This is a genomic window from Roseococcus sp. YIM B11640 (assembly GCF_049727625.1).
In the GTDB taxonomy this organism is placed as follows: domain Bacteria; phylum Pseudomonadota; class Alphaproteobacteria; order Acetobacterales; family Acetobacteraceae; genus Roseococcus.
Genome location: NZ_JBBJOZ010000001.1, coordinates 880,338 through 902,666, shown reverse-complemented (window position 1 = coordinate 902,666; position 22,329 = coordinate 880,338). Strand labels below are relative to the sequence as shown.

Sequence of the window (22,329 nt, the reverse complement as noted above, 5' to 3'; positions counted from 1 at the left end):
GGCAGACTACCGCGACCAGCCTCGCGCAGCCACATCTCTGGCGCTAGACCGCCATGATGGGATTTGCGACGCGACGAGGCTTATTGGTTGGCACCGCCGGGCTCGCGGGATGTACGGCCATCCCGGCTTCGCCGGCCTGCGCGACGGCGGGGCCAGACGCCATCCGCGTGGTCGCGCGCTCCTGGCACACGGAGATCGCGGTCCCGGCCTCGCTGCTCCCGGCACTGGCTCCCTCCTATCCTGGGGCCCGGGTGCTGATGCTGGGCTTCGGCAAGCGCAACTTCATGCTGGCGCCCGCACGCGGGCTCAGCGAGTGGCTGGCCGGCCCCTTCCCGGGGCCCGCCGTCATTCAGGTGACCGCGCTGACGGCCCCGCCCGAGCAAGCCATGAACGCGGATATCCTGGCCATCGGGACAGGCGAGGATTCGCTGCGGCGTCTCGGCACCGCTCTCATGGCCAGTTTCCGGGCTGACGGCGACGGCAAGCCGGTCTTCGTCAGCCAGGTCGAGCGCACCGACTTCTTCGACGCTGCGAGGGGTTACAGCCTCGACTACACCTGCAATTCCTGGACGGCGGATATGCTGCTCGCGGCTGGGATGCCGCTGCGCGTGGAGGATGCCACGCTCGCCAGCGGCGTCCTGCGACAGGTCGCCGCGCTGCCGGGCGCCTGCCGCCCGCCCCGGATCAGCGCGCCGTCGCTGGCCGGTAGGAGCTGACGACGTAATCGTTGGAGGGCGCGCTGCCGACGCTGAAGCTCGGGCTGCAGGCGGAGGCGAGGAGCATTCCGCCCAGCAGCGTCAGGCTGGTGGCGAGGACACGGATGCGGCTCATGCGAAGGCTCCCATAATGGCGATGAGGAGGGAATTCGCGGACGCGGTCTGGGTTGCATCCCGTGGGAAGGCGGATGCTTCTTCCGATTGCCAATGGCCCGCCAGAGGGCTAATCCGCGGCGCATGAAACCCGCCGAAATCCAGGCCGTGCAGGCCCATCTCCGCAAGCTGCTGGGCAGCCCGAACCTCATGATCCGCGCCGCGCAGACGCGCAACGGCCCGGTCGAGGTGCTGGCCGGGGCCGAGACCATCGGCACGGTCGATCGCGACGCCGAGGATGGCGAGGTGGCCTACCACGTCACCATCACCGTCCTGGCGGAAGACCTGCCGCTGAACTGAGGCGCCTCGGTCTTTATGGGACGACGGGCGCACTGGGCGCCCGGGCCGTCTGCTTCGGTCAGCCGCCCAGCGCGGCCTTCACCGCCGGGCCGGCCTTGGCCATGTCGAGGCTGGCCGCATGCTTCGCCTTCAGCGCGGCCATCACCTTGCCCATCTCCTTGATGGTCGTGGCGCCGGTCTCCGCGACCGCGGCGGCGACGGCCGCGGCGAGCGCCGCGTCATCCATCTGGGCAGGGAGGAAGCTCTCGATCACGGCGATCTCGGCCTCTTCCTTCGCGGCCAGCTCCTCGCGGCCACCCTGGCGGTAGAGCTCGACCGACTCGCGGCGGGACTTCGCCATGCCACGGAGCATCGCGATGATCCCGGCCTCGTCCACGGGCGGGCCGGGGCGCGCCGCGATGTCCACGTCCTTCAGCTTGGCCTGGATCATCCGCAGCGTGCCGGTGGTCGCGGCGTCGCGGGCAAGCATGGCGGTCTTGAGGTCGGCGGTGAATCGGCTCCGCAGGTCCATTTCTTCAGTTCCTTGATTCGACATCATAAAGTATCAGATTTCCCAGATTTCCGCGCCATCGCTTGAACTGGGAAAAGATTTCCCACATAGTCTAGCCTATGCGCAGCGTGGAAGACATCCTCGCCCTTCTGGGCGGGCCCGAGGCCGCGGCCGCCCGGTTCCAGGTCGGAACCGAGGCCATCCGCAAGTGGCGCCAGTCCAAGGCCATTCCGGCCAAACACTGGCCTGCTATTCTCTCCGCCACCGGCCTGACCCTCGCCGACCTTACCGGCGCTGCGCCCCATCACGAGGAAAACCTCATGCCGAATACGCCGCCCGAAGGTGCCAACGCCTGCCTCGTGCTGGACGATGGCAGCGTCTTCTGGGGCCGCGGCTTCGGTGCCCATGGCACGAAGGTCGCCGAGATCTGCTTCAACACCGGGCTAACGGGCTATCAGGAAACCCTGACCGACCCCTCCTATGCCGGGCAGATCATCAACTTCACCTTCCCGCACATCGGCAATGTGGGGACGAATGCCGAGGATATGGAGACCGCGACGCCCGCGGCCCGTGGCCTCATCGTCAAGCAGGACGTCACTGAGCCTGCCAACTACCGGGCGACCCTGCATCTACAGGAGTGGTTGAAGCGCCATGACATGCCGGGCCTCGCCGGCGTGGACACGCGCGCGCTGACCGCCCGCATCCGCGACGGCGGCGCCCCCAACGGCGTGCTGAGCTTCCCCGCCGACGGCCGCTTCGACATCGAGGCCCTGGTGGCACAGGCCAAGGCCTGGCCGGGCCTCGAGGGCATGGACCTCGCCAAGGAAGTGACCGCGCGCCAATCCTACAAGTGGGACGAGACCTGCTGGTCCTGGGGCAAGGGCTACGGCAAGCAGGCCGAGCCGAAGCACCGCGTCGTCGCCATCGACTACGGCGCCAAGCGCAACATCCTGCGCTGCCTCGCCGATGCCGGCTGCGCCGTGACGGTGCTGCCCGCCACCGCGACGGCCGAGGACATCCTGCGCGAGAAGCCGGACGGCGTCTTCCTCTCCAACGGCCCCGGCGACCCCGCAGCGACCGGCGCCTATGCCGTGCCCGCGATCCGCGCCGTGCTGGAGGCGAAGGTGCCGGTCTTCGGTATCTGCCTTGGCCACCAGCTGCTGGCCCTGGCGCTGGGCGCCAAGACCTACAAGCTCGAGCGCGGCCATCGCGGCGCGAACCAGCCGGTTCAGGACCTGATGACCGGCAAGGTCGAGATCACCAGCCAGAACCACGGCTTCGCGGTGGACCCGAAGACGCTGCCCGAGGGGGTGGAGGTGACGCATGTCAGCCTCTTCGACGGCTCGAACGAGGGCATCGCGGCCCCGTCGCGCAACGCCTTCTCCGTCCAGTACCACCCCGAGGCGAGCCCCGGTCCGAGCGATAGCCACTACCTCTTCCACCGTTTCGTGGGGATGATGGACAAGGCCCAGGGAAAGAATCCCGCGGCCTGACACCAGGGAGGTAACGGGATGTTCGATCTCAGCGGGCGCGTCGCGCTCGTCACCGGCGGGAATGGCGGCATCGGTCTCGGGCTGGCCAAGGGCCTCGCGGCCTGCGGCGCGCGAGTGGTCGTGACCGGCCGCGACAAGGACAAGAACGACGCGGCGCTCGCCGAACTCGGCGGCGATTCCCACGCCATCGTGGCGGACCTGTCGCAGCCCGGCGAGACCGATCGCGTCCTGGCCGAGACGCTGGCGCTGGGCGGCGGCCTCGCGATCCTGGTAAACAATGCCGGCACGAACCTTCGCGCCCCGCCGCACGAGGTGACGGACGAGCAGTGGAACACCGTGCTCGAGATCAACCTCAACGCCATGATGCGCCTGACCCGCGCCGCCTATCCGGCGCTGAAGGCGAGCGGCCATGGCCGCGTGATCAACACGGGCTCGATGCTGTCCATCTTCGGTGTGCTCTTCTCGCCGGCCTATGGCGCGAGCAAGGGTGCGGTGGTGCAGTACACCAAGTCGCTGGCCGTGGCCTGGGCGAAGGATGGCATCACCGCCAATTCCATCCTGCCCGGCTGGATCGACACGGACCTCACGCGACGCGCGCGGCAGTACTCCAGCACGCTGCACGACAGCGTGCTGAACCGCACGCCTATGGGCCGCTGGGGCGACCCGAAGGATTTCATCGGCATCGCGGCCTTCCTGGCCAGCGACGAGGCCGCCTTCATCACCGGAACCGCCATCCCGATCGATGGCGGGTTCTCGACCCAGGGCTGAGCCATGCCCTCCCTCGAAACGCTGCTGGTCTTCGCTGCCATCTCGCTCGGCATGGTGCTCACGCCCGGACCGAACATGGTCTACCTGGTGAGCCGCAGCATTTCGCAGGGGCGCGCCGCCGGGCTGCTCTCGCTGCTCGGCGTGGCGCTGGGCTTCGTCTTCTACATGCTCTGCGCGGCGCTCGGCATCACGGCCTTCCTGGCCACCGTGCCGCTCGCCTATGACGCGGTGCGCTTCGCGGGCGCGATCTATCTCGGCTGGCTCGCTTGGCAGGCCTTCACCGGCCGCTCCTCGCCCTTCGCGCCGCGTAACCTGCCGCGGCACGACGCGCGGCGGCTGGTGGCGATGGGCTTCCTGACCAACCTGCTCAATCCCAAGATCGCGGTGATGTACCTGTCGCTGCTGCCGCAGTTCATCGACCCGGCGCGCGGCGATGTCTTCGGGCAGGCGGTGGCGCTCGGCTTCACGCAGATCTGCGTCAGCATCGCGGTCAACGCGGCGATCGTGTTCGCGGCGGCGCATGTGGCCGCCTTCCTGGCCGGGCGCCCGCTCTTCGCGCGTATCCAGCGCTGGGTCATGGGCACGGTGCTCGCCGGGCTGGCGGCGCGCATGGCGACGGAGGCACGGACCTGATGCCCACGCTCCAGTCCTTGCTGATCTTCGCCGCGCTTTCCCTCGGCCTCGCGGTCACGCCGGGGCCGAACATGCTCTACCTCGTCAGCCGCGCGCTGGCGCAGGGGACGCGGGCCGGCATGATTTCGCTGGCCGGCTGCGCCATGGGCTCGGCGGCCATCATGATCTGCGCGGCGGCGGGCATCACGGCGGCGCTGCTGGCCATACCCTATGCCTGGGACGCGATGCGCCTCGGCGGCGCTGCGTACCTCGCCTGGCTCGCCTGGCAATGCCTCAAGCCCGGCGCCGAGCCGCTCTTCGCCCCGCGCGACCTGCCGCGCGAGCCGGATGGCAAGCTCTTCGCGGTCGGCTTCGCGACAGCCGCGCTCAACCCGAAGGTGGCGCTGTTCTACATCGCCGTGCTGCCGCCCTTCATCGACACCTCGGCCGGCCACGTGCTGCTGCAGGGCGCGGTGCTCGGCCTGCTGCAGATCGTCATCTGCGCGGTCTTCGACGCGCTGCTGGTCTATGGCGCGGCCGGCGCGGCGCGCTTCCTGGCGACGCGGCCGGTCTGGCTGGCGGCGCAGCGCTATGTGCTCGGCGTCGCGCTGGCGCTGATCGCGGCCAAGCTCGCCCTGGGCGAGAGCTTCCGGGGGGCGCGTGGCTGATGGCCCCCGCCTTCGCCTGGATCGGTGGAATGATCGTCGCGGTGCTCGCGGCCATCGTCATGACCATCGCCATCCGCCGGGTTCTGCCGATGCTGGAGGCCGCGCTCGGCCTCTCGATGTTCGCCATGGGCTTCGCGCTGCATGCCTCCGGCTTCTTCGCCGGGCAGGGCCCCTGGCCTGTATTCTTCATCGTGGCCGTGAGCCACACCATCGCCGGCTGGGCGATCTGGCAGCGCCAGCGTCGCCTCGGCCAGCCCTGAACCCGCCCCCTTTCCTCCCCCCAAAGGCCCTGACCATGCCCAAGCGCACAGACATCCAGTCCATCCTCATCATCGGCGCCGGGCCCATCGTGATCGGCCAGGCCTGCGAGTTCGACTATTCCGGTGCCCAGGCCTGTAAAGCGCTGCGTGCGGAGGGCTACCGCGTCATCCTCGTGAACTCGAACCCCGCGACGATCATGACCGACCCCGGTCTGGCGGATGCGACCTATATCGAGCCGATCACGACCGAGATCGTCGAGAAGATCATCGCGAAGGAGCGCCCGGACGCGCTGCTGCCGACGATGGGCGGCCAGACCGCGCTGAACACCGCGCTGAAACTGGCCGAGGCCGGCGTGCTAGAGAAGTACGGCTGCGAGCTCATCGGCGCGAAGGCGGAGGTGATCGACAAGGCCGAGGATCGCCAGAAGTTCCGCGATGCCATGAGCAAGATCGGCATCGAGAGCCCGCGCTCCACCATCGCGCACACCATGGAGGAGGCCTGGGCCGGCCTCGCCGAGGTGGGCCTGCCCAGCGTCATCCGCCCGAGCTTCACGCTCGGCGGCACGGGCGGCGGAATCGCCTACAACCGGGAGGAGTTCGAGCAGATCGTCTCCGCCGGCCTCGCCGCCTCCATGACCTCCGAGGTGCTGATCGAGGAGAGCGTCCTCGGCTGGAAAGAGTTCGAGATGGAAGTGGTCCGCGACCAGGCGGACAACTGCATCATCATCTGCTCCATCGAGAACCTGGACCCGATGGGCGTGCACACGGGCGATTCCGTGACCATGGCGCCGGCGCTGACGCTGACCGACAAGGAATACCAGCGGATGCGCGACGCCTCGATCGCGTGCCTGCGCGAGATCGGCGTCGATACCGGCGGCTCCAACGTGCAGTTCGGCATCAACCCGAAGGATGGCCGCATGGTCATCATCGAGATGAACCCGCGCGTGTCGCGTTCCTCCGCGCTCGCCTCGAAGGCGACCGGCTTCCCCATCGCGAAGATCGCGGCGAAGCTTGCCGTCGGCTACACTCTGGACGAGCTGAAGAACGACATCACGCGCGTCACGCCCGCGAGCTTCGAGCCGACCATCGACTACGTGGTCGTGAAGATCCCCCGCTTCACCTTCGAGAAGTTCCCTGGCACGCCCGCCTACCTCACCACCAGCATGAAGTCGGTGGGCGAGGCGATGTCGATCGGCCGCTCCTTCGCCGAAGCCCTGCAGAAGGGCCTGCGGAGCCTGGAGACCGGCCTTTCCGGCCTGGATGCCGAGGCACCTCCGGGCGATGGCAGCGCGGAGGCCTTCTTCGCCTCCCTCGCCTCGCCGCGGCCGGATCGCATCCTGACCGTCGCGCAGGCGCTGCGCGCCGGCCTCTCGGTCGAGGATATTTACGCCGCCTGCAAGTTCGATCCCTGGTTCATCCGTGAGATCGAGCGCGTGGTGCTGGCGGAGAAGGAGATCGTGTCGCAGGGCCTGCCCGCCACCGCGCAGAAGCTGCGGCAGGTGAAGGCGCTCGGCTTCTCCGACAAGCAGCTGGGCAAGCTGACCGGCAAGACGGAAGCCGATGTCGCGGCGCTTCGCGAGAAGCTGAACGTGCGCCCGGTCTTCAAGCGCATCGACACCTGCGCGGCCGAGTTCGCCTCGGACACGCCCTACATGTACTCGACCTATGAGGGCGGCTTCGGCGAGCCCGTCTGCGAATCCCGCCCGACGGATCGCCAGAAGGTCGTGATCCTGGGCGGCGGCCCGAACCGCATCGGCCAGGGCATCGAGTTCGACTATTGCTGCGTCCATGCCTGCTATGCGCTGAAGGAAGCGGGCTTCGAGACCATCATGGTCAACTGCAACCCGGAGACGGTCTCGACCGACCCGGAAACGGCCGACCGCCTCTATTTCGAGCCGCTGACCAATGAGGATGTGATCTCCCTCATCCGCAAGGAGCAGCAGAACGGCACGCTGCTGGGCTGCATCGTGCAGTATGGCGGCCAGACGCCGCTGAAGCTCAGCCAGGCGCTGGACAAGGCGGGCATCCCCATCTTGGGCACGAGCGCCGAGGCCATCGACATCGCCGAGGATCGCGAGCGGTTTCAGCTTCTGCTGAAGGGCCTGGGCCTGCAGCAGCCCCGCAACGGCATCGCCCGCACGCTGGACGAGGCCGAGGCCGAGGCCTCGCGCATCGGCTATCCGGTCGTCGTCCGCCCCAGCTACGTGCTGGGCGGCCGCGCCATGGAGATCGCCTACAATGCCGAGCAGCTGCGCCGCTTCGGCGCGGAGGCGGTGCGCGTCTCCGGCGAGAACCCCATCCTGATCGACCAGTATCTGCAGGACGCGATCGAGGTGGACGTGGATTGCGTCGCCGATATCGACGGCACGGTCTACGTGGCCGGCGTGATGGAGCATATCGAGGAGGCCGGGATCCATTCCGGCGACAGCGCCTGCTCCCTTCCGCCCTATTCGCTGCCTCCCGCCATCGTGACGGAGCTCAAGGCTCAGACAGAGGCGATGGCCCGCGCGCTCAAGGTGCGCGGCCTGATGAACACGCAGTACGCGGTCAAGGACGGTGAGATCTTCGTGCTCGAGGTGAACCCGCGCGCCAGCCGCACGGTGCCCTTCGTGGCCAAGGCGACGGGCGTGCCGGTGGCCAAGATCGGGGCCCGCGTCATGGCGGGAGCCAGGCTCGCCGAGTTCAACCTCGACGACGACGCGGTGGCCACGCATGTCGCGGTGAAGGAGGCGGTCTTCCCCTTCAACCGCTTCCCCGGCGTGGACGTGCTGCTCGGACCCGAGATGAAGTCCACGGGCGAAGTCATGGGTCTCGACACCAGCTTCGAGCGCGCCTTCCTGAAGTCGCAGCTCGGCGCCGGCGTGAAGCTGCCGGAGGCCGGCACGGCCTTCATCAGCGTGCGCGAGGGCGACAAGGCCGCCGCCGTCACCATTGCCCGGCGCCTGGCCTCCATGGGCTTCGGGATCATGGCCACCCGCGGCACCGCCGCCCGGCTGCGCGAAGCCGGGCTGGAGGTCGCGGTGGTCAACAAGGTGCTGGAAGGGCGGCCACATTGCGTGGATGCCATCAAGTCCGGTGAGATCCAGCTGGTGATCAACACCTCCGGCGGCGGGCGAAGCGTTTCGGACAGCTTCGACATCCGTCGCTCGGCCCTGACGCAAGGCGTTCCGCACTATACGACCATCGCCGGAGCCCGGGCCGCGGCCGGGGCGATTGCCGCGCTTCGTGCGGGAACACTTGATGTGGCGCCCCTCCAATCCTACTCTAAGGCGTCATTCTGACATCGGGTCGGGGCGATCAGGCCCCTACCCTCCCCCTCTCTCGCGGCTTTCGTTGCGACGGTCCTGCCGGCGAGAGAGGCGTTGCTGTGAAGGAAGACGCTGCCGTGCAGAAGTTCCCCATGACCGCCGAGGGGCTGGCCAAACTGGAAGAGGAACTGAAGCAACTGAAGTCCGTCGAACGCCCCGCGATCATCGTGGCGATCGCGGAAGCGCGGGCGCATGGCGATCTCTCGGAGAACGCCGAATATCATGCGGCGCGTGAGCGGCAGTCCTTCATTGAAGGCCGCATCGGTGAGCTTGAGTCCATTGTCCCGTCCGTCGAGGTCATCGACGTCAGCAAGATGAGCGGCACGCAGGTGCGCTTCGGCGCGCGCGTCACGATCGTCGACGAGGAGACGGAGAAGGAGCAGACCTACCGCATCGTTGGCCAATATGAGGCCGACATGAAGACCGGATCGATCTCGCTCACCTCCCCGCTCGCCAAGGCCCTGATGGGCAAGAAAGTGGGAGACAGCGTCGAGGTTCCCGCTCCCGGCGGCGCACGCGCCATCGAGATCACGGGCGTCGCCTTCGTCTGATCCCATGAGCCTGTCCCTTGCCGAAGTGCGTGCAGCCGCTGCACGCATTGACTCGCGCGTGGTTCGCACGCCGATCATTGAGAACCCGGCTGTGAACGCCGCCTGTGGCGCGCGCGTTTTTTTGAAGCTGGATAACCTTCAGGCCAGCGGCGCGTTCAAGGAACGCGGTGCGGCGAACAGGCTTTCCCTTCTTTCGGAGCGTGAGCGGGAGGGAGGCGTGATCGCCATGTCCGCCGGCAACCACGCGCAGGCGGTGGCACGTCATGCGACGCTCCTAGGTGTCGCCTCAACCATCGTGATGCCCCGCTTCACGCCAGCCACGAAGGTGGTGCGGACGGAACGGTTCGGCGCGCACGTGGTATTGCATGGCGAAACCCTCGCCGAAGCGGCGGCGCATGCGCATCACTTGGCGCGCGAGCAGGGTCTGACTTTCATCCATCCCTATGACGACCCGGCTGTCATCGCCGGACAGGGCACCATGGCGCTCGAGATGCTGGAGGACGCGCCAGAGCTCGACGCGCTGATCCTGCCTGTGGGTGGCGGCGGCCTGGTTTCGGGCTGCGCCACCGTGGCCGCAGAGATGCGGCCCGGCGTGAAAGTCTATGGTGTCGAGGTCGAGGGTTACCAGGCCATGCGCCAGCGCCTCGCGGGGCAGCCGGTACAGGTGGGCGGGCCGACCATCGCCGAAGGCATCGCGGTCCGCGATGTCGGAGAGCTGCCCGTCGAGATTCTCCGCCGCCTGGGAGTCGAGGTGCTGGTGGTGAGTGAGCGCGCGGTGGAACAGGGCATCGCCCTGCTGGCCGAGGGCGCCAAGACGGTCGCCGAGGGCGCCGGCGCGGCCGGCGTCGCCGCGATACTGACCTATCCGGATCGCTTTGCGGGGCTTCGCGTGGCCACCCCGGTATGCGGCGGCAATATCGATCCGCGCATCCTCTCGAACGTCCTGCTCCGGAACCTGTTGCGGGACGGACGCCTGCTGCGCCTTCACCTCGACATTCCTGACCGTCCGGGCGTGCTGGCGGATATCGCCACGCGTGTCGCCGATGCCGGCGGTAATGTCATCGAGGTGAGCCACCAGCGCCTCTTCGCCGCGCCCTCGGTGCAGACGGCGGAACTGGAGCTCATGATCGAGGTGCGCGACCGGACCCAGGCGGACGAGATCGTCGCCGCGCTCGAGGCCGGGGATTACGTCGTGCGGCGGGGCTGAAGGCCCGTTCGCCGCACGGGAGCATTACTTCAGGAAGTCCGGTTCCAGCAGGCGCGGTAGCAGGAGCGCCATGTCCGGCCAGACGATCAGCAGAGCCAGCACCGCCAGCATCGGGATCAGCATGATGCAGGTGTCCTTGAGCGCATCGATCACACGCATCTCGGCTACCGCGCAGCTGATGAGCAGGCAAAGCCCGTAGGGCGGCGTGACGAGGCCGAAGGCCAGGCTCACGATCCCGATCATCGCGAAATGCACCGGATGCAGCCCCGCCTGTATGGCGATGGGCTGCAGGATGGCGCCGACGATGATGATGGCCGGAATGGCGTCCAGGAAGCAGCCCACGACCAGGAAGACGCCGGCGATGAAGAAGCCCGTGGCGATGGGGCCCATCTCCCAGCCGATCACGCCCTGCATCAGCGCTTGTGGGATGTTGTAGAAGGCGAGAAGCCAGCCGAAGGCGCTCGCCGTGCCCACGCAGAACAGCGCGACGGCCGCGAGCTTCCCCGTGTCGCTGAAGGCGAGCCAGAGCGTGCGCCCGTTCATCTCCCGATACACGATGATGGAGAGGAAGGCCGCGTAGAGCACCGCGATGCAGGCGCTCTCGGTCGCCGTGAACCAGCCGAAGATCTTGCCGCCGATAATGATGATCGGCGTCATGAGTGCCGGGATCGAGACCAGCAACGACTGCCAGACCTCGCAGAGGGTGGCGCGTGGATAGGTCGGGTAATTCCGCCGCTTCGCATAGACGTGCACCGTTCCCATCTGCGCCAGCCCGATCAGCAGCCCGGGCAGGATGCCGGCCAGGAAGAGGGCGCCGATGGAGACAGTCAGAACGCCGCCCCAGACGATCATCAGGATCGAGGGCGGGATGATGACCGCCAGCACCGCTGAGACCGCCGTGATGGCGACGGAGAAGCTGTCGTCGTAGCCCTCCTTCCGCTGCGCCTCGATGAAGATCTTCGACTGGCTCGCCGCATCGGCCGTGGAACTGCCCGAGATGCCGGCAAAGAAGATGGAGAGGACCACGTTCACCTGCGCGAGCCCGCCAGGGAAATGCCCGACCAGCGCACGCGAGAACCGTACGAGGCGGTCAGTGATGCCACCCACGTTCATCAGGTTCGCCGTCAGCAGGAAGAAGGGCACGGCGAGCAGGATGAAGCTGTTATAGGCGTTGAAGGTTTCCTGCAGCAGGACCATCGGCCAGAGGCGGGGCTCGATCAGCAGGATGGGCAGGCAGGCCAGGCCGAGCGAAACCGCCACGGGCACGCGCAACGCCAGCATAGCGAAGAAGCCGCCGAAAAGGATCCAGGCCGCCTGGCCCGCCGAGAGGACCGTGCCGCCCATCACACGCCCTCCCGCCCGCGCAGGACGGCGATGTCGTCCCACATGCGCTCACCCGCGAAGACGAGCCAGGTGAAACCCGCGATGGGCCAAGCGATATGGATGGTCCAGAGCGGCATCTCGGCCAGCTCGCTGATGCGGTACCAGGCGAATTCGGTGAACTCGATCCCCCACCACAGGAAGACTAGAGCGAAGATCATCACGAAAACGTTGGAGATGATGTCGAGAGCGGCCTTCCGGCGGCCTTCGAGCGAGGGGAAGAGATCCACGACAAAATGCGTGCCCTCCCGCACCCCGATCATGCCGCCAATCATGATCATCCAGACCAGGAGGAAGCGCGCGGCCTCCTCGGTCCAGATGTAGCGCGGGAGCCATTCGGTGAAGCGGGCGAAGATCTGCAGGGTGACCGGCACGATCAGGATCGCGACGGTGGCGACAAGCAGGATGTCCAGGAAGCGCGCATAGGCGCGGATGGCCCGGCGAAGCACGCCGGAGTGCGGCTCTGGTGGCATGGCATTCCGTTTCGGGAGGGAGGCGTAAGCCCCGCGCGCCGGACGGCGCGCGGGCGGATCGGTCAGCCGGTCACGGCATTGATGCGGTTGAAGATATTCTCCGCCTCGATCTCGCGGGCGTAGGCGGCCATGACCGGGGCCACGGCGGTCTGCATCGCCTGGCGGTCGGAGAAGGGTATGCGGCGCAGGCGCCCCTCGCCCTCCAGCCGCACGAGAGTCGCTTCATCCTCGCGGCTTTCCGCCTCTCGGCCGAAGGCGCCGGCCTCCCGGCCGGCGCGCCGCACTGCCTCCTGAACCTCGCGCGGCAGTCTCGCGAAGGTCTGGGCCGAGAAGCAGATGGGCCGAACGGTGATGGCGTGCTGCGTGATGGCCAGCTGCGGCGCCACCTCGAAGAAGCGCATATGCAGTACGCCCGCCGCCTCATTCTCCCCGGCTTCCAGCACGTTGTTCTGGATGGCGTTGTAGATCTCATTATAGGCGATCACCTGCGGGGCCATGCCCGCGGCCTGGAAGGTACGGTTCCAGATGGGCGCCCCCTGCACTCGCACGCGGAGCCCGCGCATTTCCGCCATGTTGGAGACTGGCTTGTTGGCGAAGATGTTGCGGACGCCGCCGCCAGCATAGCCGATGAGCATGACCCGCGCCCGGCGCTCGACCTCGCTGGCGACCGGCGCCAGGAGGTCCTGGTCGATCACCTGGTTCCAATGGTTGAGGTTCCGGAACAGGAAGGGCGCATCGATAAACGGGGCGGCGCGGCTGAAGGTGGACATGTGCGCCGGCGACACGATGCCGTAGTCCACGGCACGCCCGGCCGACATGTACTCGAAATACTGCTTTTCCAGGCCCAGGCTGGAATTGCGGTGCAGCACGAAGTTGATCGGCTGGTTCGAATACTGCTTCACCAGCTCCTCGAAGCGGAGCAGGGCGCGGTTGAAGACGTGATCGTCGTTGAACTGAACCGCGCCATTAAGGGTGATGGCCTGCTGCGCGCGCAGGACTGTGGGCGCAGACAGAAAGCCGGCCGCTATCGCGGCCGTGAACACTCGGCGTTCCATGTTGTCCTCCCAGTCTCCCGGGCGGTTGGTCCACCCTTGGCCGGGAAGCCTATGACGCTTGTGTCACGAAATGAAAGGAATTCTAGAAGGGAACGCCCGTGGCGCTCTTGCCGGTCCGGATGGTCTGCAGGGTCTGCACGCGGAGCACGTTGGCCGCGCCGGTCAGACGGCTGGTGAGCTCATTCTCGTGCGGGGTGTCGCGCGCCACCAGGCGCAGCAGGAAATCCCCGCCGCCCCGGATCATGTGGCACTCGCGCACCTCCGGCCAGCCGATGACCTCGGCCTCGAAGGCGTCCAGCACCGCCTGCTTCTGGCTCTCCAGGCCCACGATGGCGAAGAAGGTCACCTCGAAGCCCAGCGCGGCCGGATCAAGATCCGCATGGTAGCCGCGGATGACCGCGCTCTCTTCGAGTCGCCGGACGCGGCGAAGGCAGGGCGGAGCCGAGAGGCCCACCCGACTCGCCAGCTCCACATTGGTGATTCGACCGTCCGCCTGGAGTTCCGCGAGAATCCGCAGGTCGATCGCGTCCAGCTCTGACATGTTCCTCCGAGTCGAATCGTTGCCTGTAGCCGCCATATCGCGCAATATCATTGCGGAAGCTGCGATATGCAAGTCGCGGCCTTGTTCCGCATCGCAAGATGGGCAGATATGCGTCCAACACACGCCATGAGCCGGACTTAACAGGTGCCTGCAACCCACCCCACCCGCCTTCTCATTATCGGCGCCGGCCCGGCCGGTTACACTGCCGCCATCTATGCCGCCCGTGCCGGGCTGAAGCCAGTGCTCGTCGCCGGCATGCAGCCTGGCGGCCAGCTCACCATCACGACAGATGTGGAGAATTACCCGGGCTTCGCGCACGGCATCCAGGGCCCCGAGCTCATGGACCAGATGCGTGCCCAGGCAGAGAATGTCGGCACCGAGCTCAAGTACGACCTCGTCACCAAGGTCGACCTCTCGCGCCGGCCCTTCCGTGCCGAATGCGACAGCGGCGACGTGTACCTGGCCGAAGCCGTCATCATCGCGACCGGCGCCCAGGCCCGCTGGCTCGGCATTCCCGGCGAGCAAGAGCTTTCAGGCTTCGGCGTCTCCGCCTGCGCCACCTGCGATGGCTTCTTCTTCCGCGGCAAGAATGTCGCGGTCATCGGCGGCGGTAATTCCGCGGTGGAGGAGGCCCTCTACCTTTCCAACCTCGCGAAGCACGTCACGCTGGTGCACCGGCGGGATTCCCTGCGTGCCGAGCGCATCCTGCAGCAGCGGCTTTTCGCCAAGGAGAACATCACGGTGCTCTGGGACATGTTGACGGAGGAGATGCTGGGCAGCGATGCCCCACGCCCCGTCGCACGCGCGCTCAAGCTTCGCCACGCGCGGACCGGCGAGCCGAGGGAGCTGCCGGTCGACGGCATCTTCGTCGCCATCGGCCACGACCCTGCGACCCGCCTCTTCCGCGACCAGCTTGCCATGGATGATGGCGGCTACCTGGTGGTGGAGCCGGGCGGCACGCGTACCAACATCCCCGGCGTCTTCGCGGCCGGCGACGTCGCTGACCGCGTCTATCGCCAGGCGGTGACCGCCGCCGGCACGGGCTGCATGGCTGCCCTGGATGCCGAGAAGTTCCTCGCCGAGATCGAACACGCCCAAGAGAAGGCGGCCGCCTGATGCCATTGGACTGGGACAAGCTCCGCGTCTTCCACGCGGTCGCAGAGGCCGGAAGCTTCACCCATGCGGGTGAGACGCTGGCCCTTTCGCAATCCGCCGTGTCGCGCCAGATCCAGGCGCTGGAGGAGGCCCTCTCGGTGCCGCTCTTCCACCGGCACGCGCGCGGGCTGATCCTCACCGAGGCCGGTGAGACGCTGAACCGGACGGTTCGCGAGGTTTTCGCCAAGCTCGCCATGACCGAGGCGCTGCTCACCGAGGGCCGCGAGCGACCAGCCGGCCGGCTCAAGGTCACGACGACGACCGGCTTCGGTGGTTCCTGGCTCGGACCGCGGCTGCATCGCTTCATGGAGATGTACCCGGAGATCAACGTCTCCGTGGTGCTGGACGATGCGGATCTCGACCTCGCCATGCGAGAAGCCGACGTGGCGATTCGCATGCACCCGCCGCGGCAGCCGGACCTGATTCAGCGGCATGTAGCGACCTTCGGCTGGAGGATCGTGGGCAGTCCGGACTACCTGAAGCGCCACGGCATTCCGCAGCGTCCGGAGGAGTTGGACGCCCACCGCCTCATCATCTGGGGCGACTACCGGCCCCCGGTCGAGGACATCAACTGGCTCGCCGAGGTCGGGCGCCGTCCGGGCCAGGGCCGGCGCGGCACGGTCGAGATGAACAGCCTAACGGGCATGCTCCGCGCGGTGCAGTCGGGCCTCGGCCTGGCCGCCATGCCGGACTACATGGGCCCGGAGCTGGAAGGCCTTCTGACCGTCCTGCCTGACCTGAAGGCGCCGAAGATCAACGCCTATTTCGTCTACCCGGAGGAAATGCGGGCTTCGAAGCGCGTCTCGGTCTTCCGCGACTTCCTGGTGACGGAGCTAGCCGGCAATTCCCACTGAATTGCAGATTTAGGGACCTTACGGGTTGTCCATGCAATTTCTGCATTGCTGATGCATGGAAACCCGTCTTTCGCAGGGCAGCAAAATCCCTAGATTCATAGGTATCGACGGTTTTGACGTCGATAGGGTCTCCCGATCCTGCGTCTTCCAGACGTGAAGTCTCCCTGTATGACTGCCCCGCTTGGCGAAAGCCTCGCGGGGCTTCTTTTTTTGTCCGGTCAGGCAGACCTTTGATTTGAATGCGGAAAAATCTATTCCGTATAAGCAATCAGATCGTCCGCGGACGCGTCAGCTCCGGCACCACCAGCTTCTGAACCGCCACCTCGCCGGCTGCCGCCACGCGCTCCGCTCCGATGGCGGCCACCGGGTCGGGCGCGTTGCGCCAAGCCTTGTATTCGTCCTCATAGGGTAGCCCCATGCCTTCCGCGAGGAGGTGGACCCAGTTCACCACCCGGATCCCATGGTCCCGTTCCAGCCCGATCATCTCGCGATGGCAGGAATGGAAGATGGTGACGAGGGTGTCGGCGCCCGTCTCCCGCATCGCGGCGAGCGTCGCCCGCTGGGCATCGGCCAAGGCGCCAGGGATCGGGGCCAGGCCAAAGCACATGTAGCTGGGGGCGCGGTAGGGGTGGTCAGCGACGCTGACGCCCGGGATCATACCCAGCAGTTCCGGGATGATCTCGTTCACCGGAACGCGCCCGTTGAAGCCCACATGCCGGTCCACGAAGACCCGCGCGTTGACCGTCTGGGTCAGCAGCGGCACCAGGGCGTCGCGTCGCTCGTGCAGCGCCTCGCAGAGATGACGGCTGTCGAAGTTCTGGTCGTTCGTCTGCCCCATGAAGTCGTCGAGGTTCATGTGGCAGGAAGGGCACCAGGTGATGACCCGCGGCGTGCCGCTGTCGTTGAAAGTCTTCATGGTGCGGTCGCCCATGGCTTCGGCGATCTTGGGCGTGCTCTCCTTGGGGCTGCCGCAGCAGGCCGAAGGTCCGCCCAGCGGCGCGGCCTCGACGCCCACGGCGCGGAGGATACGCTCGCTCAGGCGAATGATCTCGCCATGGCGCGTCATGTTGCAGCCGTACCAGAAGGTGGTCTTCGTCATAGCCAGTCCCTCTGCTCCTCCTCGGTGAAGCTCAGGCGCGCGAAGACCTTCACGCGCGACATGACCTCCGCCGAATCCCGCTTAGGCAAGGCGCCCGTCTCGCTTGCCCGCCACTTGGCCAGGCGCAGCATCAGCATGGGGTTCACGGCCTCGGGGCAGGCCTCGTTGCAGCTGCCGCTGCGGGTGCAGGCCGCGATCCAGCCGCGGGCCGCCGCATTGCCCTGCCCGCCCGTCAGCACATCCAGCACGCCACGCACCGCCTCGGACTTCTCGGCGCCCCGCGCATCCGGCGCGTAGGGCACCATCGGGCAGGCGTCGAAGCAGGCGCCGCATTCCGAGCAGGCGGCGAGCATGCGCGCCGTCTCGCTCTCCCTCAGTTCCGACAGATTGGCGTGGCCGGTCGTCACCAATGATTCACCCTGTCCCAAACGCCGATCACCTCCTGCCCGCCATCCACCACATGGTATTTCGTATGGGCGGCCACGGTCATGCAGGTGTGGTTCGGCGCGACGCGCACCTTGTCGCCGATCCGGAAGGACGCGCCGGCAGGCACCAGCACCTCGCCATGCTCCTGATAGGCGCGGCGCATGATGGCATCCCCGAAGCTGGGTTGGCCATCGATATCGAGCATGAGGCCGAAGCCATAGTCCTTCGGCGCGGCCTCGGTGCTGCGATCCTTGCTCATGGCGAGGCCGCCGGCATCCAGCAGCACCGTGCCTCGGTCCGGGCGCTTGCCGATCACGCTGGAGAGCACCGTCACCGCGATGTCCTGCATCGCATGCGTGCCGATCTGGCCCTGGAAGAGATCGCCAAACATGTATACGCCGGCGCGCACCTCGGTGACGCCCTCCAGGCTCTTGGCGTAGAGCGCGGTCGGCGATGAACCCATCGAGGTGATCTTCACCTTGAGGCCCGCATCGCGCATGGCCTGGGCGGTGTCGGCCACAGCCTTGCGCTCGGCCTCCGCGACTTCCTCCATCTGCGCGACGCTGCGGCCGGCATAGGAATGGCCGCCATGGGTGAAGGTGCCCAGCATCTTCCTGCCCAGGGCGCGTGCCACTTCCATGGCGCCTTCCGGAACCGTGCCGCCGCGGTGCTCGCCGCTATCAACCTCGACCAGCGCCGCGAGCTGACCGGGATGCGCGGCGATCTTCCCTGCCATCTCGACATCGTCGGTGATGATCTTGATGCGGGCACCAGACTCGTTGAGCGCAGCGACGCGCTCCAGCTTCTGCGGCGTGATGCCGACGGCGTAGATCTGGTCGATCCAGCCGGCCTTGGCGAAGTACTCGGCCTCCGCAAGCGTCGAGACGGTGATCGGGCCGAAACCCGGCGCCGCAAGCTTGGCGACCTCGACGGACTTCGCCGTCTTCATATGCGGGCGCAGCACCACGCCAGGATGGCGCGCCAGCGCATCCGTCATGAGCTTGAGGTTGCGCTTCAGCACACCGAGGTCGAGCACCAGGGCGGGGGTTTGGATATCGTCGAGAGTGGTCATCGGGAAGCGTCCTGATCGATCGGCAGTACGGGCCGGGGCAGCTTGGTCCAGGCGAAGCGGGTGAGGATGGGCGAGGTCAGGCCGGGTACATCCACCTCGACGATCTGCTCGTGCTGGAAGAACTCGTCGAAGCCGCCGCGGAAATGACCACGGGACTTCACGACCACGGCACGCGCCTTGGCGACATCGATACCGAGATGCTCCAGGAAGGCCGGATCGGCGCATTGGGTGCGCTGGCTGATGACGACCACGGAGATGCCGCCCAGCTGGATCCAGGCCGTGGCGCCGAGCTGCATGGCCGTGCCCGCAAAGATGCCGCGCCGGCCGGTCACATGCCCATCCGACAGCGCCATCACCTTGGCCTCCGCCGCGAAAGGACGGCGGAACGGGTCTTGCGCGGCGGAACGGTTGAAGCGGGCCTCGAAGACGGCCCCCTGGCCAAGCGCATGCGCTTCCGCCGCCAGCTCCGGGTCGTGGATCACGCCGAAGACCGCGCCCTGCACCCCCGCGCGATGGAAGGATTCCAGCAGCCACATCGTGTTGCCGCTTCCCCCACCGCCGGGATTGTCGGCGACATCGGCGAAGGCCAAGGGAACCTCGCTGGTCAGCGCCCGTTCGGTCGCTTCGTCCAGGCTGGTGAGCTTTGCCACGAAACGGTCGCGCCGCGCCCACGCAGCCTCAGCCAGCTCATCGGCCAGACGGTCCACGGCACCCTGATGCGTCCCGGTGACGACGGCGCACATGCCATTGAAGGGCGTGTCGCCATAGGCGAAGCCCGCCATCACGGACACATTGACGATACGCGGATCAGCTGCCCGCCGCTCTTGCCCGAGGTTGATCACCTCGGCATAGGGCCCCTGCGCCGTCAGCAACGAAACGGTCGGCGCCACGATAGGCAGGCGGCGATGCGCGCGCACGAAGCGTTCACCCGCCAGCAGCCGGCGCAGGAGCTGTGCGCTTTCTGCGCCCCGCTCGCGCATGTCCATGTGCGGGTTGGTGAGGTAGCCGACATAGGCATCGTTCAGCGCGACATTGGCATCGGAAACATTGGCGTGCAGGTCGTAGCTGCAGATAAACGGGATCTCGCCAAGCTCTGCGCGGACCAGCGCCTGCACCGCGCCCTCCGGATCATCCAGGACCGTGGTGAGCCCCGCCCCGTGCATCACGCAGAAGGCGCCATCCACCTGGCCGCGCAGCGCACGCAGCCCGGTGCGCCATTCCTCCATGAGGGATTCGAAGAAGGCGTGGTCCACCGGGCCGTTGGGCTCCGCCATGGCCAGGACGATCGGGCGCGGCTGCCAGGGCCCGGCAGCGTCCATGTCGGTGACGAAGCCCGGCATCTCGCCCAGCGCCTGGGGCGCGTTGCTGCGCGCGTCGCTGACGATCGCCTCGCCGCGCAGCAGGCAGCGATAGGCGAAATCCGCCTCGGTCGCGACCGGCGCGAAGCGGTTGCACTCGATGGAGAAGCCCAGAAGCGCGACGCGGGGGTTTTTCATATCGCGACGCCCACCATCTCCGCATATCGCTGCGTGGCCTTAATGCCAGTACCCGTCAGCACCGCCACCGTCGTCTCGCGCGCTGCGATCTTGCCCGAGGCGATGAGCTTGGGCACCGCCGCCGCCGCCTGGGCCGAGGTCGGCTCCACATAGACACCGCGCCCGGCCAGCATCAGCGCCGCCGCCGCAATTTCCTCCTCGCTCAGCATCACCGCGCCGCCGCCGCTTTCGCGCATGGCCTTGAGACACTCCGCGGTCCGCAGCGGCTTGGCGATGGAGGTGCCTTCCGCGATGGTCGGCTTGGCCTCCACCGGGTCGATCCCCAGCGCCGCGCGAGCGATGGGAGCGCAATTGGCCGGCTGGGCGGCGAAGATGCGCGGCAGCTTTGCGATCTGCCCCGCCCGCAGCAGCTCCGAGAAGCCGATATAGGCGCCCAGCACGTTGGAGCCCGCGCCGCAGGGCACGATCACATTGTCCGGCGCCTGGAAGCCGAGATCCTCCCACAGCTCATAGGCGAGGGTCTTGGTACCCTGGAGGAAGAAGGCCTGCCAGTTGTGGCTGGCGTAGAAGATCTCCTTCGCCTTGGCCTCGGCGGCGTCCGCGCAATCCTGGCGAGAGCCGGGGACCAGCGTGATGGCGGCGCCCACCGCGCGGCTCTGCACCGTCTTGGCGGGGCTCGTGCTCGCCGGCACGTAGATCGTGGCCGCCATGCCGCCCGCCGCGGCGTAGGCGGAGATGGCCGCGCCGCCATTGCCGGAGCTGTCCTCCAGCACTGCGTCCACCCCCTGCGCGCGCAGCAGCGAGAGCATCACGGAGGCGCCGCGGTCCTTGAAGCTGCCGGTGGGCATGAACCATTCGCATTTCAGCAACGCCGTCGCGCCGCCGATCTCCTGCTCCACCAGCGGCGTGCAGCCCTCGCCCATGCTGATGGGCCGGGCGGGCAGGAAGGGGAGTGCGGCGGCATAGCGCCAGATGCTGCGGACGCGCCGCGCCACGTCATCCCGGCCGATCCCCGGAAGGTCGGTCAGCAACAGGGGCGCGCCGTCGTCGCCGCACCACCGAGGTTTCTCAAGGGAATAGGTCTGGCCGGAGCGCGGGTCGAGGTAGCTGGTCATGGCTGCCAGGGTTGCGCGGGGCCCGGCTTCGGGCAAGCCTCGCCCCCATGGAAAATGACCTCTCCCGCCTGGCGCAGTCGCTGGTGCGGATCGATAGCCGCAGCCGCCTGAGCAATATCCCCGTCGCCGACCGCATCGAGGCCGAGCTCGACGGCTTCGAGATCGAGCAGCTGGACTACACCGATGCCGGCGGCGCCGCGAAGCGTGTGCTGGTGGCACATCGCGGCGGCCCGGGCGGCCTGGCTCTCTCCGGCCACATGGACACGGTTCCCGACACCGGCTGGGCGGACGATCCCTGGAGCGGCCGCATCGCGGACGGCATTCTCCACGGCCTCGGCTCGGTGGACATGAAGGGGCCCGTGGCCGCCTGCATCATGGCCGCCAAGGCGAGCGCACGGGCCACGCTCATCCTCACCACCGATGAGGAGACGACCAAGGAAGGCGCCCGCGCCATCGCAGCGCGCTCGCAGCTCGCCCGCCGCGCGGAGCTGAAAGGCATCGTGGTCGCCGAGCCCACGCACCTGCACCCGGTGCGCGGCCATCGCGCCCATATCGCCTTCACGGCAACAGCGGAGGGCGTGCAAGCCCATTCCTCGACCGGCCTGGGCACCAACGCCAATTGGGCGCTGATCCCTTTCCTGGCCGAGGCCAAGGCGATGTTCGAGCGCCTGCGGAACGACCCCTCGCTGCAGGACACCGCCTATGAGCCACCCTTCAGCGACTTCAACCTCGTCATCGACAACCACGGCACGGCTGTGAACGTCACCGTCGCCAAGGCCACGGCGCGGATCAAGTTCCGCTACAGCCGCCGCATCGATCCCACGCCAGTCGTGGAAGCCATGCGCGCGGCGGCGCGCGCCAATGGCGTGCATCTGGAAGAGGCTTATGAAGGCACGCCGCCGGAACTGCCGGAAGACCATCCGCTGATCCGCCGGGCCGCCGAGATATCCGGGAAGGCCCCGCGGACGGCCCCCTACGGCACCGATGCCTCCGAGCTCCAGGCCATCGCGCCCTGCGTCGTCTTGGGGCCGGGCGGGATCGAGACGGCGCATACGCCGCATGAGCACGTCGCCCTGGGTGATCTTGCGCAAGCCGTCGCAATCTTCCAAAGGATGCTGAGCGCCTGACCGACCGAAC

Annotated in this window: 24 protein-coding genes; 13 read left to right on the top strand and 11 right to left on the bottom strand. The window is 67.6% G+C overall.

All coding sequences use genetic code 11. The annotated features are described in order from the left end of the window. Positions 1–83: 83 nt before the first annotated feature. The gene (locus tag WJM96_RS04620) at positions 84–716 is read left to right on the top strand and encodes a DUF2459 domain-containing protein (RefSeq protein WP_424811250.1); all 633 of its coding nucleotides are present in this window, start codon (positions 84–86) and stop codon (positions 714–716) included. Here WJM96_RS04620 and WJM96_RS04615 read toward each other — a convergent pair. After that, positions 685–831: a hypothetical protein gene (locus WJM96_RS04615; RefSeq protein ID WP_424811249.1), complete on the bottom strand. Its 147-nt coding sequence runs from the start codon at positions 829–831 to the stop codon at positions 685–687. The two genes, WJM96_RS04620 and WJM96_RS04615, sit on opposite strands and share 32 nt — an antisense overlap. A 122-nt stretch (positions 832–953) precedes the next feature. Between WJM96_RS04615 and WJM96_RS04610 the strand changes: the two genes are divergently transcribed. Beyond that, a complete protein-coding gene (locus WJM96_RS04610) occupies positions 954–1,169 on the top strand; it encodes a DUF3126 family protein (protein ID WP_424811248.1) in 216 nt (71 codons plus the stop codon). 58 nt (positions 1,170–1,227) lie between these two features. Here the strand turns inward: WJM96_RS04610 and WJM96_RS04605 are convergent, their stop codons facing one another. Further along, the gene (locus WJM96_RS04605) at positions 1,228–1,680 is read right to left on the bottom strand and encodes a GatB/YqeY domain-containing protein (RefSeq protein WP_424811247.1); all 453 of its coding nucleotides are present in this window, start codon (positions 1,678–1,680) and stop codon (positions 1,228–1,230) included. A 98-nt stretch (positions 1,681–1,778) separates the two neighbouring features. Here WJM96_RS04605 and carA point away from each other — a divergent pair, with 98 nt between their 5' ends. From carA to WJM96_RS04565, 8 genes are all read left to right on the top strand, one after another. Further along, on the top strand, positions 1,779–3,152 hold the full coding sequence (gene carA / locus WJM96_RS04600) for a glutamine-hydrolyzing carbamoyl-phosphate synthase small subunit (protein WP_424811246.1): 1,374 nt from the start codon (positions 1,779–1,781) through the stop codon (positions 3,150–3,152). An 18-nt stretch (positions 3,153–3,170) separates the two neighbouring features. Then, a complete protein-coding gene (locus WJM96_RS04595; protein ID WP_424811245.1) occupies positions 3,171–3,920 on the top strand; it encodes an SDR family NAD(P)-dependent oxidoreductase in 750 nt (249 codons plus the stop codon). Positions 3,921–3,923: 3 nt separating this feature from the next. Further along, the gene (locus tag WJM96_RS04590; RefSeq protein ID WP_424811244.1) at positions 3,924–4,553 is read left to right on the top strand and encodes a LysE family translocator; all 630 of its coding nucleotides are present in this window, start codon (positions 3,924–3,926) and stop codon (positions 4,551–4,553) included. Further along, a complete protein-coding gene (locus WJM96_RS04585; protein WP_424811243.1) occupies positions 4,553–5,200 on the top strand; it encodes a LysE family translocator in 648 nt (215 codons plus the stop codon). The genes WJM96_RS04590 and WJM96_RS04585 overlap by 1 nt, the downstream gene beginning before the upstream one ends. Beyond that, complete coding sequence (locus WJM96_RS04580; RefSeq protein WP_424811242.1) at positions 5,200–5,460, top strand: hypothetical protein; 261 nt, start codon at positions 5,200–5,202, stop codon at positions 5,458–5,460. The genes WJM96_RS04585 and WJM96_RS04580 overlap by 1 nt, the downstream gene beginning before the upstream one ends. A 35-nt stretch (positions 5,461–5,495) precedes the next feature. After that, the gene (gene carB / locus WJM96_RS04575) at positions 5,496–8,741 is read left to right on the top strand and encodes a carbamoyl-phosphate synthase large subunit (RefSeq protein WP_424811241.1); all 3,246 of its coding nucleotides are present in this window, start codon (positions 5,496–5,498) and stop codon (positions 8,739–8,741) included. A gap of 104 nt (positions 8,742–8,845) precedes the next feature. Then, positions 8,846–9,319 (top strand): transcription elongation factor GreA, encoded by a 474-nt coding sequence (greA, locus tag WJM96_RS04570; RefSeq protein WP_424811240.1) that lies wholly within the window; start codon positions 8,846–8,848, stop codon positions 9,317–9,319. A gap of 4 nt (positions 9,320–9,323) precedes the next feature. Further along, the gene (locus WJM96_RS04565; protein ID WP_424811239.1) at positions 9,324–10,526 is read left to right on the top strand and encodes a threonine ammonia-lyase; all 1,203 of its coding nucleotides are present in this window, start codon (positions 9,324–9,326) and stop codon (positions 10,524–10,526) included. A 24-nt stretch (positions 10,527–10,550) separates the two neighbouring features. On the opposite strand, the gene WJM96_RS04560 is transcribed toward WJM96_RS04565, so the two are convergent. The 4 genes from WJM96_RS04560 to WJM96_RS04545 form a co-directional block, all read right to left on the bottom strand. Continuing rightward, positions 10,551–11,870 (bottom strand): TRAP transporter large permease, encoded by a 1,320-nt coding sequence (locus WJM96_RS04560; RefSeq protein WP_424811238.1) that lies wholly within the window; start codon positions 11,868–11,870, stop codon positions 10,551–10,553. Beyond that, a complete protein-coding gene (locus WJM96_RS04555; protein ID WP_424811237.1) occupies positions 11,870–12,379 on the bottom strand; it encodes a TRAP transporter small permease in 510 nt (169 codons plus the stop codon). The genes WJM96_RS04560 and WJM96_RS04555 overlap by 1 nt, the downstream gene beginning before the upstream one ends. Before the next feature lie 62 nt (positions 12,380–12,441). Continuing rightward, the gene (locus tag WJM96_RS04550; protein WP_424811236.1) at positions 12,442–13,434 is read right to left on the bottom strand and encodes a TRAP transporter substrate-binding protein; all 993 of its coding nucleotides are present in this window, start codon (positions 13,432–13,434) and stop codon (positions 12,442–12,444) included. Positions 13,435–13,516: 82 nt separating this feature from the next. Then, positions 13,517–13,975 carry an Lrp/AsnC family transcriptional regulator gene (locus tag WJM96_RS04545; protein ID WP_424811235.1) on the bottom strand — a complete coding sequence of 153 codons (459 nt, stop codon included), beginning with the start codon at positions 13,973–13,975 and terminating at the stop codon, positions 13,517–13,519. A 144-nt stretch (positions 13,976–14,119) separates the two neighbouring features. On the opposite strand from WJM96_RS04545, the gene trxB reads away from it, so the two are divergent. After that, entirely contained in the window at positions 14,120–15,091 is a 972-nt protein-coding gene (gene trxB, locus WJM96_RS04540) for a thioredoxin-disulfide reductase (RefSeq protein WP_424811234.1), read from the top strand. Next, on the top strand, positions 15,091–15,984 hold the full coding sequence (locus tag WJM96_RS04535; RefSeq protein ID WP_424811233.1) for a LysR family transcriptional regulator: 894 nt from the start codon (positions 15,091–15,093) through the stop codon (positions 15,982–15,984). The genes trxB and WJM96_RS04535 overlap by 1 nt, the downstream gene beginning before the upstream one ends. A 268-nt stretch (positions 15,985–16,252) precedes the next feature. Here WJM96_RS04535 and WJM96_RS04530 read toward each other — a convergent pair whose 3' ends face one another. From WJM96_RS04530 to WJM96_RS04510, 5 genes are read right to left on the bottom strand one after another with little or no spacing between them, the layout of a single operon-like run. Further along, positions 16,253–17,083 (bottom strand): heterodisulfide reductase-related iron-sulfur binding cluster, encoded by an 831-nt coding sequence (locus WJM96_RS04530; protein WP_424811232.1) that lies wholly within the window; start codon positions 17,081–17,083, stop codon positions 16,253–16,255. Continuing rightward, positions 17,080–17,490 carry a 4Fe-4S dicluster domain-containing protein gene (locus tag WJM96_RS04525; protein WP_424811231.1) on the bottom strand — a complete coding sequence of 137 codons (411 nt, stop codon included), beginning with the start codon at positions 17,488–17,490 and terminating at the stop codon, positions 17,080–17,082. The genes WJM96_RS04530 and WJM96_RS04525 overlap by 4 nt, the downstream gene beginning before the upstream one ends. Further along, on the bottom strand, positions 17,487–18,581 hold the full coding sequence (locus tag WJM96_RS04520; protein WP_424811230.1) for an alanine racemase: 1,095 nt from the start codon (positions 18,579–18,581) through the stop codon (positions 17,487–17,489). Before WJM96_RS04520 ends, WJM96_RS04525 begins: the two co-directional genes overlap by 4 nt. After that, complete coding sequence (locus tag WJM96_RS04515; RefSeq protein ID WP_424811229.1) at positions 18,578–20,077, bottom strand: M81 family metallopeptidase; 1,500 nt, start codon at positions 20,075–20,077, stop codon at positions 18,578–18,580. Before WJM96_RS04515 ends, WJM96_RS04520 begins: the two co-directional genes overlap by 4 nt. Next, the gene (locus tag WJM96_RS04510; RefSeq protein WP_424811228.1) at positions 20,074–21,192 is read right to left on the bottom strand and encodes a pyridoxal-phosphate dependent enzyme; all 1,119 of its coding nucleotides are present in this window, start codon (positions 21,190–21,192) and stop codon (positions 20,074–20,076) included. Before WJM96_RS04510 ends, WJM96_RS04515 begins: the two co-directional genes overlap by 4 nt. A 47-nt stretch (positions 21,193–21,239) precedes the next feature. On the opposite strand from WJM96_RS04510, the gene WJM96_RS04505 reads away from it, so the two are divergent. Next, positions 21,240–22,319, top strand: coding sequence for a M20/M25/M40 family metallo-hydrolase (locus WJM96_RS04505; RefSeq protein WP_424811227.1), 1,080 nt, complete (start codon positions 21,240–21,242; stop codon positions 22,317–22,319). Positions 22,320–22,329: the final 10 nt, after the last annotated feature.

Coding starts and splice junctions, on each gene's coding strand:
- WJM96_RS04585 (WP_424811243.1), top strand. CDS start 4,553: ATGCCCACGCTCCAGTCCTTGCTGATCTTCGCCGCGCTTTCCCTCGGC.
- WJM96_RS04605 (WP_424811247.1), bottom strand. CDS start 1,680: ATGGACCTGCGGAGCCGATTCACCGCCGACCTCAAGACCGCCATGCTT.
- WJM96_RS04505 (WP_424811227.1), top strand. CDS start 21,240: ATGGAAAATGACCTCTCCCGCCTGGCGCAGTCGCTGGTGCGGATCGAT.
- WJM96_RS04580 (WP_424811242.1), top strand. CDS start 5,200: ATGGCCCCCGCCTTCGCCTGGATCGGTGGAATGATCGTCGCGGTGCTC.
- WJM96_RS04535 (WP_424811233.1), top strand. CDS start 15,091: ATGCCATTGGACTGGGACAAGCTCCGCGTCTTCCACGCGGTCGCAGAG.
- WJM96_RS04510 (WP_424811228.1), bottom strand. CDS start 21,192: ATGACCAGCTACCTCGACCCGCGCTCCGGCCAGACCTATTCCCTTGAG.
- WJM96_RS04565 (WP_424811239.1), top strand. CDS start 9,324: ATGAGCCTGTCCCTTGCCGAAGTGCGTGCAGCCGCTGCACGCATTGAC.
- WJM96_RS04515 (WP_424811229.1), bottom strand. CDS start 20,077: ATGAAAAACCCCCGCGTCGCGCTTCTGGGCTTCTCCATCGAGTGCAAC.
- WJM96_RS04530 (WP_424811232.1), bottom strand. CDS start 17,083: ATGACGAAGACCACCTTCTGGTACGGCTGCAACATGACGCGCCATGGC.
- WJM96_RS04590 (WP_424811244.1), top strand. CDS start 3,924: ATGCCCTCCCTCGAAACGCTGCTGGTCTTCGCTGCCATCTCGCTCGGC.
- WJM96_RS04595 (WP_424811245.1), top strand. CDS start 3,171: ATGTTCGATCTCAGCGGGCGCGTCGCGCTCGTCACCGGCGGGAATGGC.
- WJM96_RS04610 (WP_424811248.1), top strand. CDS start 954: ATGAAACCCGCCGAAATCCAGGCCGTGCAGGCCCATCTCCGCAAGCTG.
- WJM96_RS04555 (WP_424811237.1), bottom strand. CDS start 12,379: ATGCCACCAGAGCCGCACTCCGGCGTGCTTCGCCGGGCCATCCGCGCC.
- WJM96_RS04520 (WP_424811230.1), bottom strand. CDS start 18,581: ATGACCACTCTCGACGATATCCAAACCCCCGCCCTGGTGCTCGACCTC.
- WJM96_RS04545 (WP_424811235.1), bottom strand. CDS start 13,975: ATGTCAGAGCTGGACGCGATCGACCTGCGGATTCTCGCGGAACTCCAG.
- WJM96_RS04550 (WP_424811236.1), bottom strand. CDS start 13,434: ATGGAACGCCGAGTGTTCACGGCCGCGATAGCGGCCGGCTTTCTGTCT.
- WJM96_RS04560 (WP_424811238.1), bottom strand. CDS start 11,870: ATGGGCGGCACGGTCCTCTCGGCGGGCCAGGCGGCCTGGATCCTTTTC.
- WJM96_RS04615 (WP_424811249.1), bottom strand. CDS start 831: ATGAGCCGCATCCGTGTCCTCGCCACCAGCCTGACGCTGCTGGGCGGA.
- carB (WP_424811241.1), top strand. CDS start 5,496: ATGCCCAAGCGCACAGACATCCAGTCCATCCTCATCATCGGCGCCGGG.
- carA (WP_424811246.1), top strand. CDS start 1,779: ATGCGCAGCGTGGAAGACATCCTCGCCCTTCTGGGCGGGCCCGAGGCC.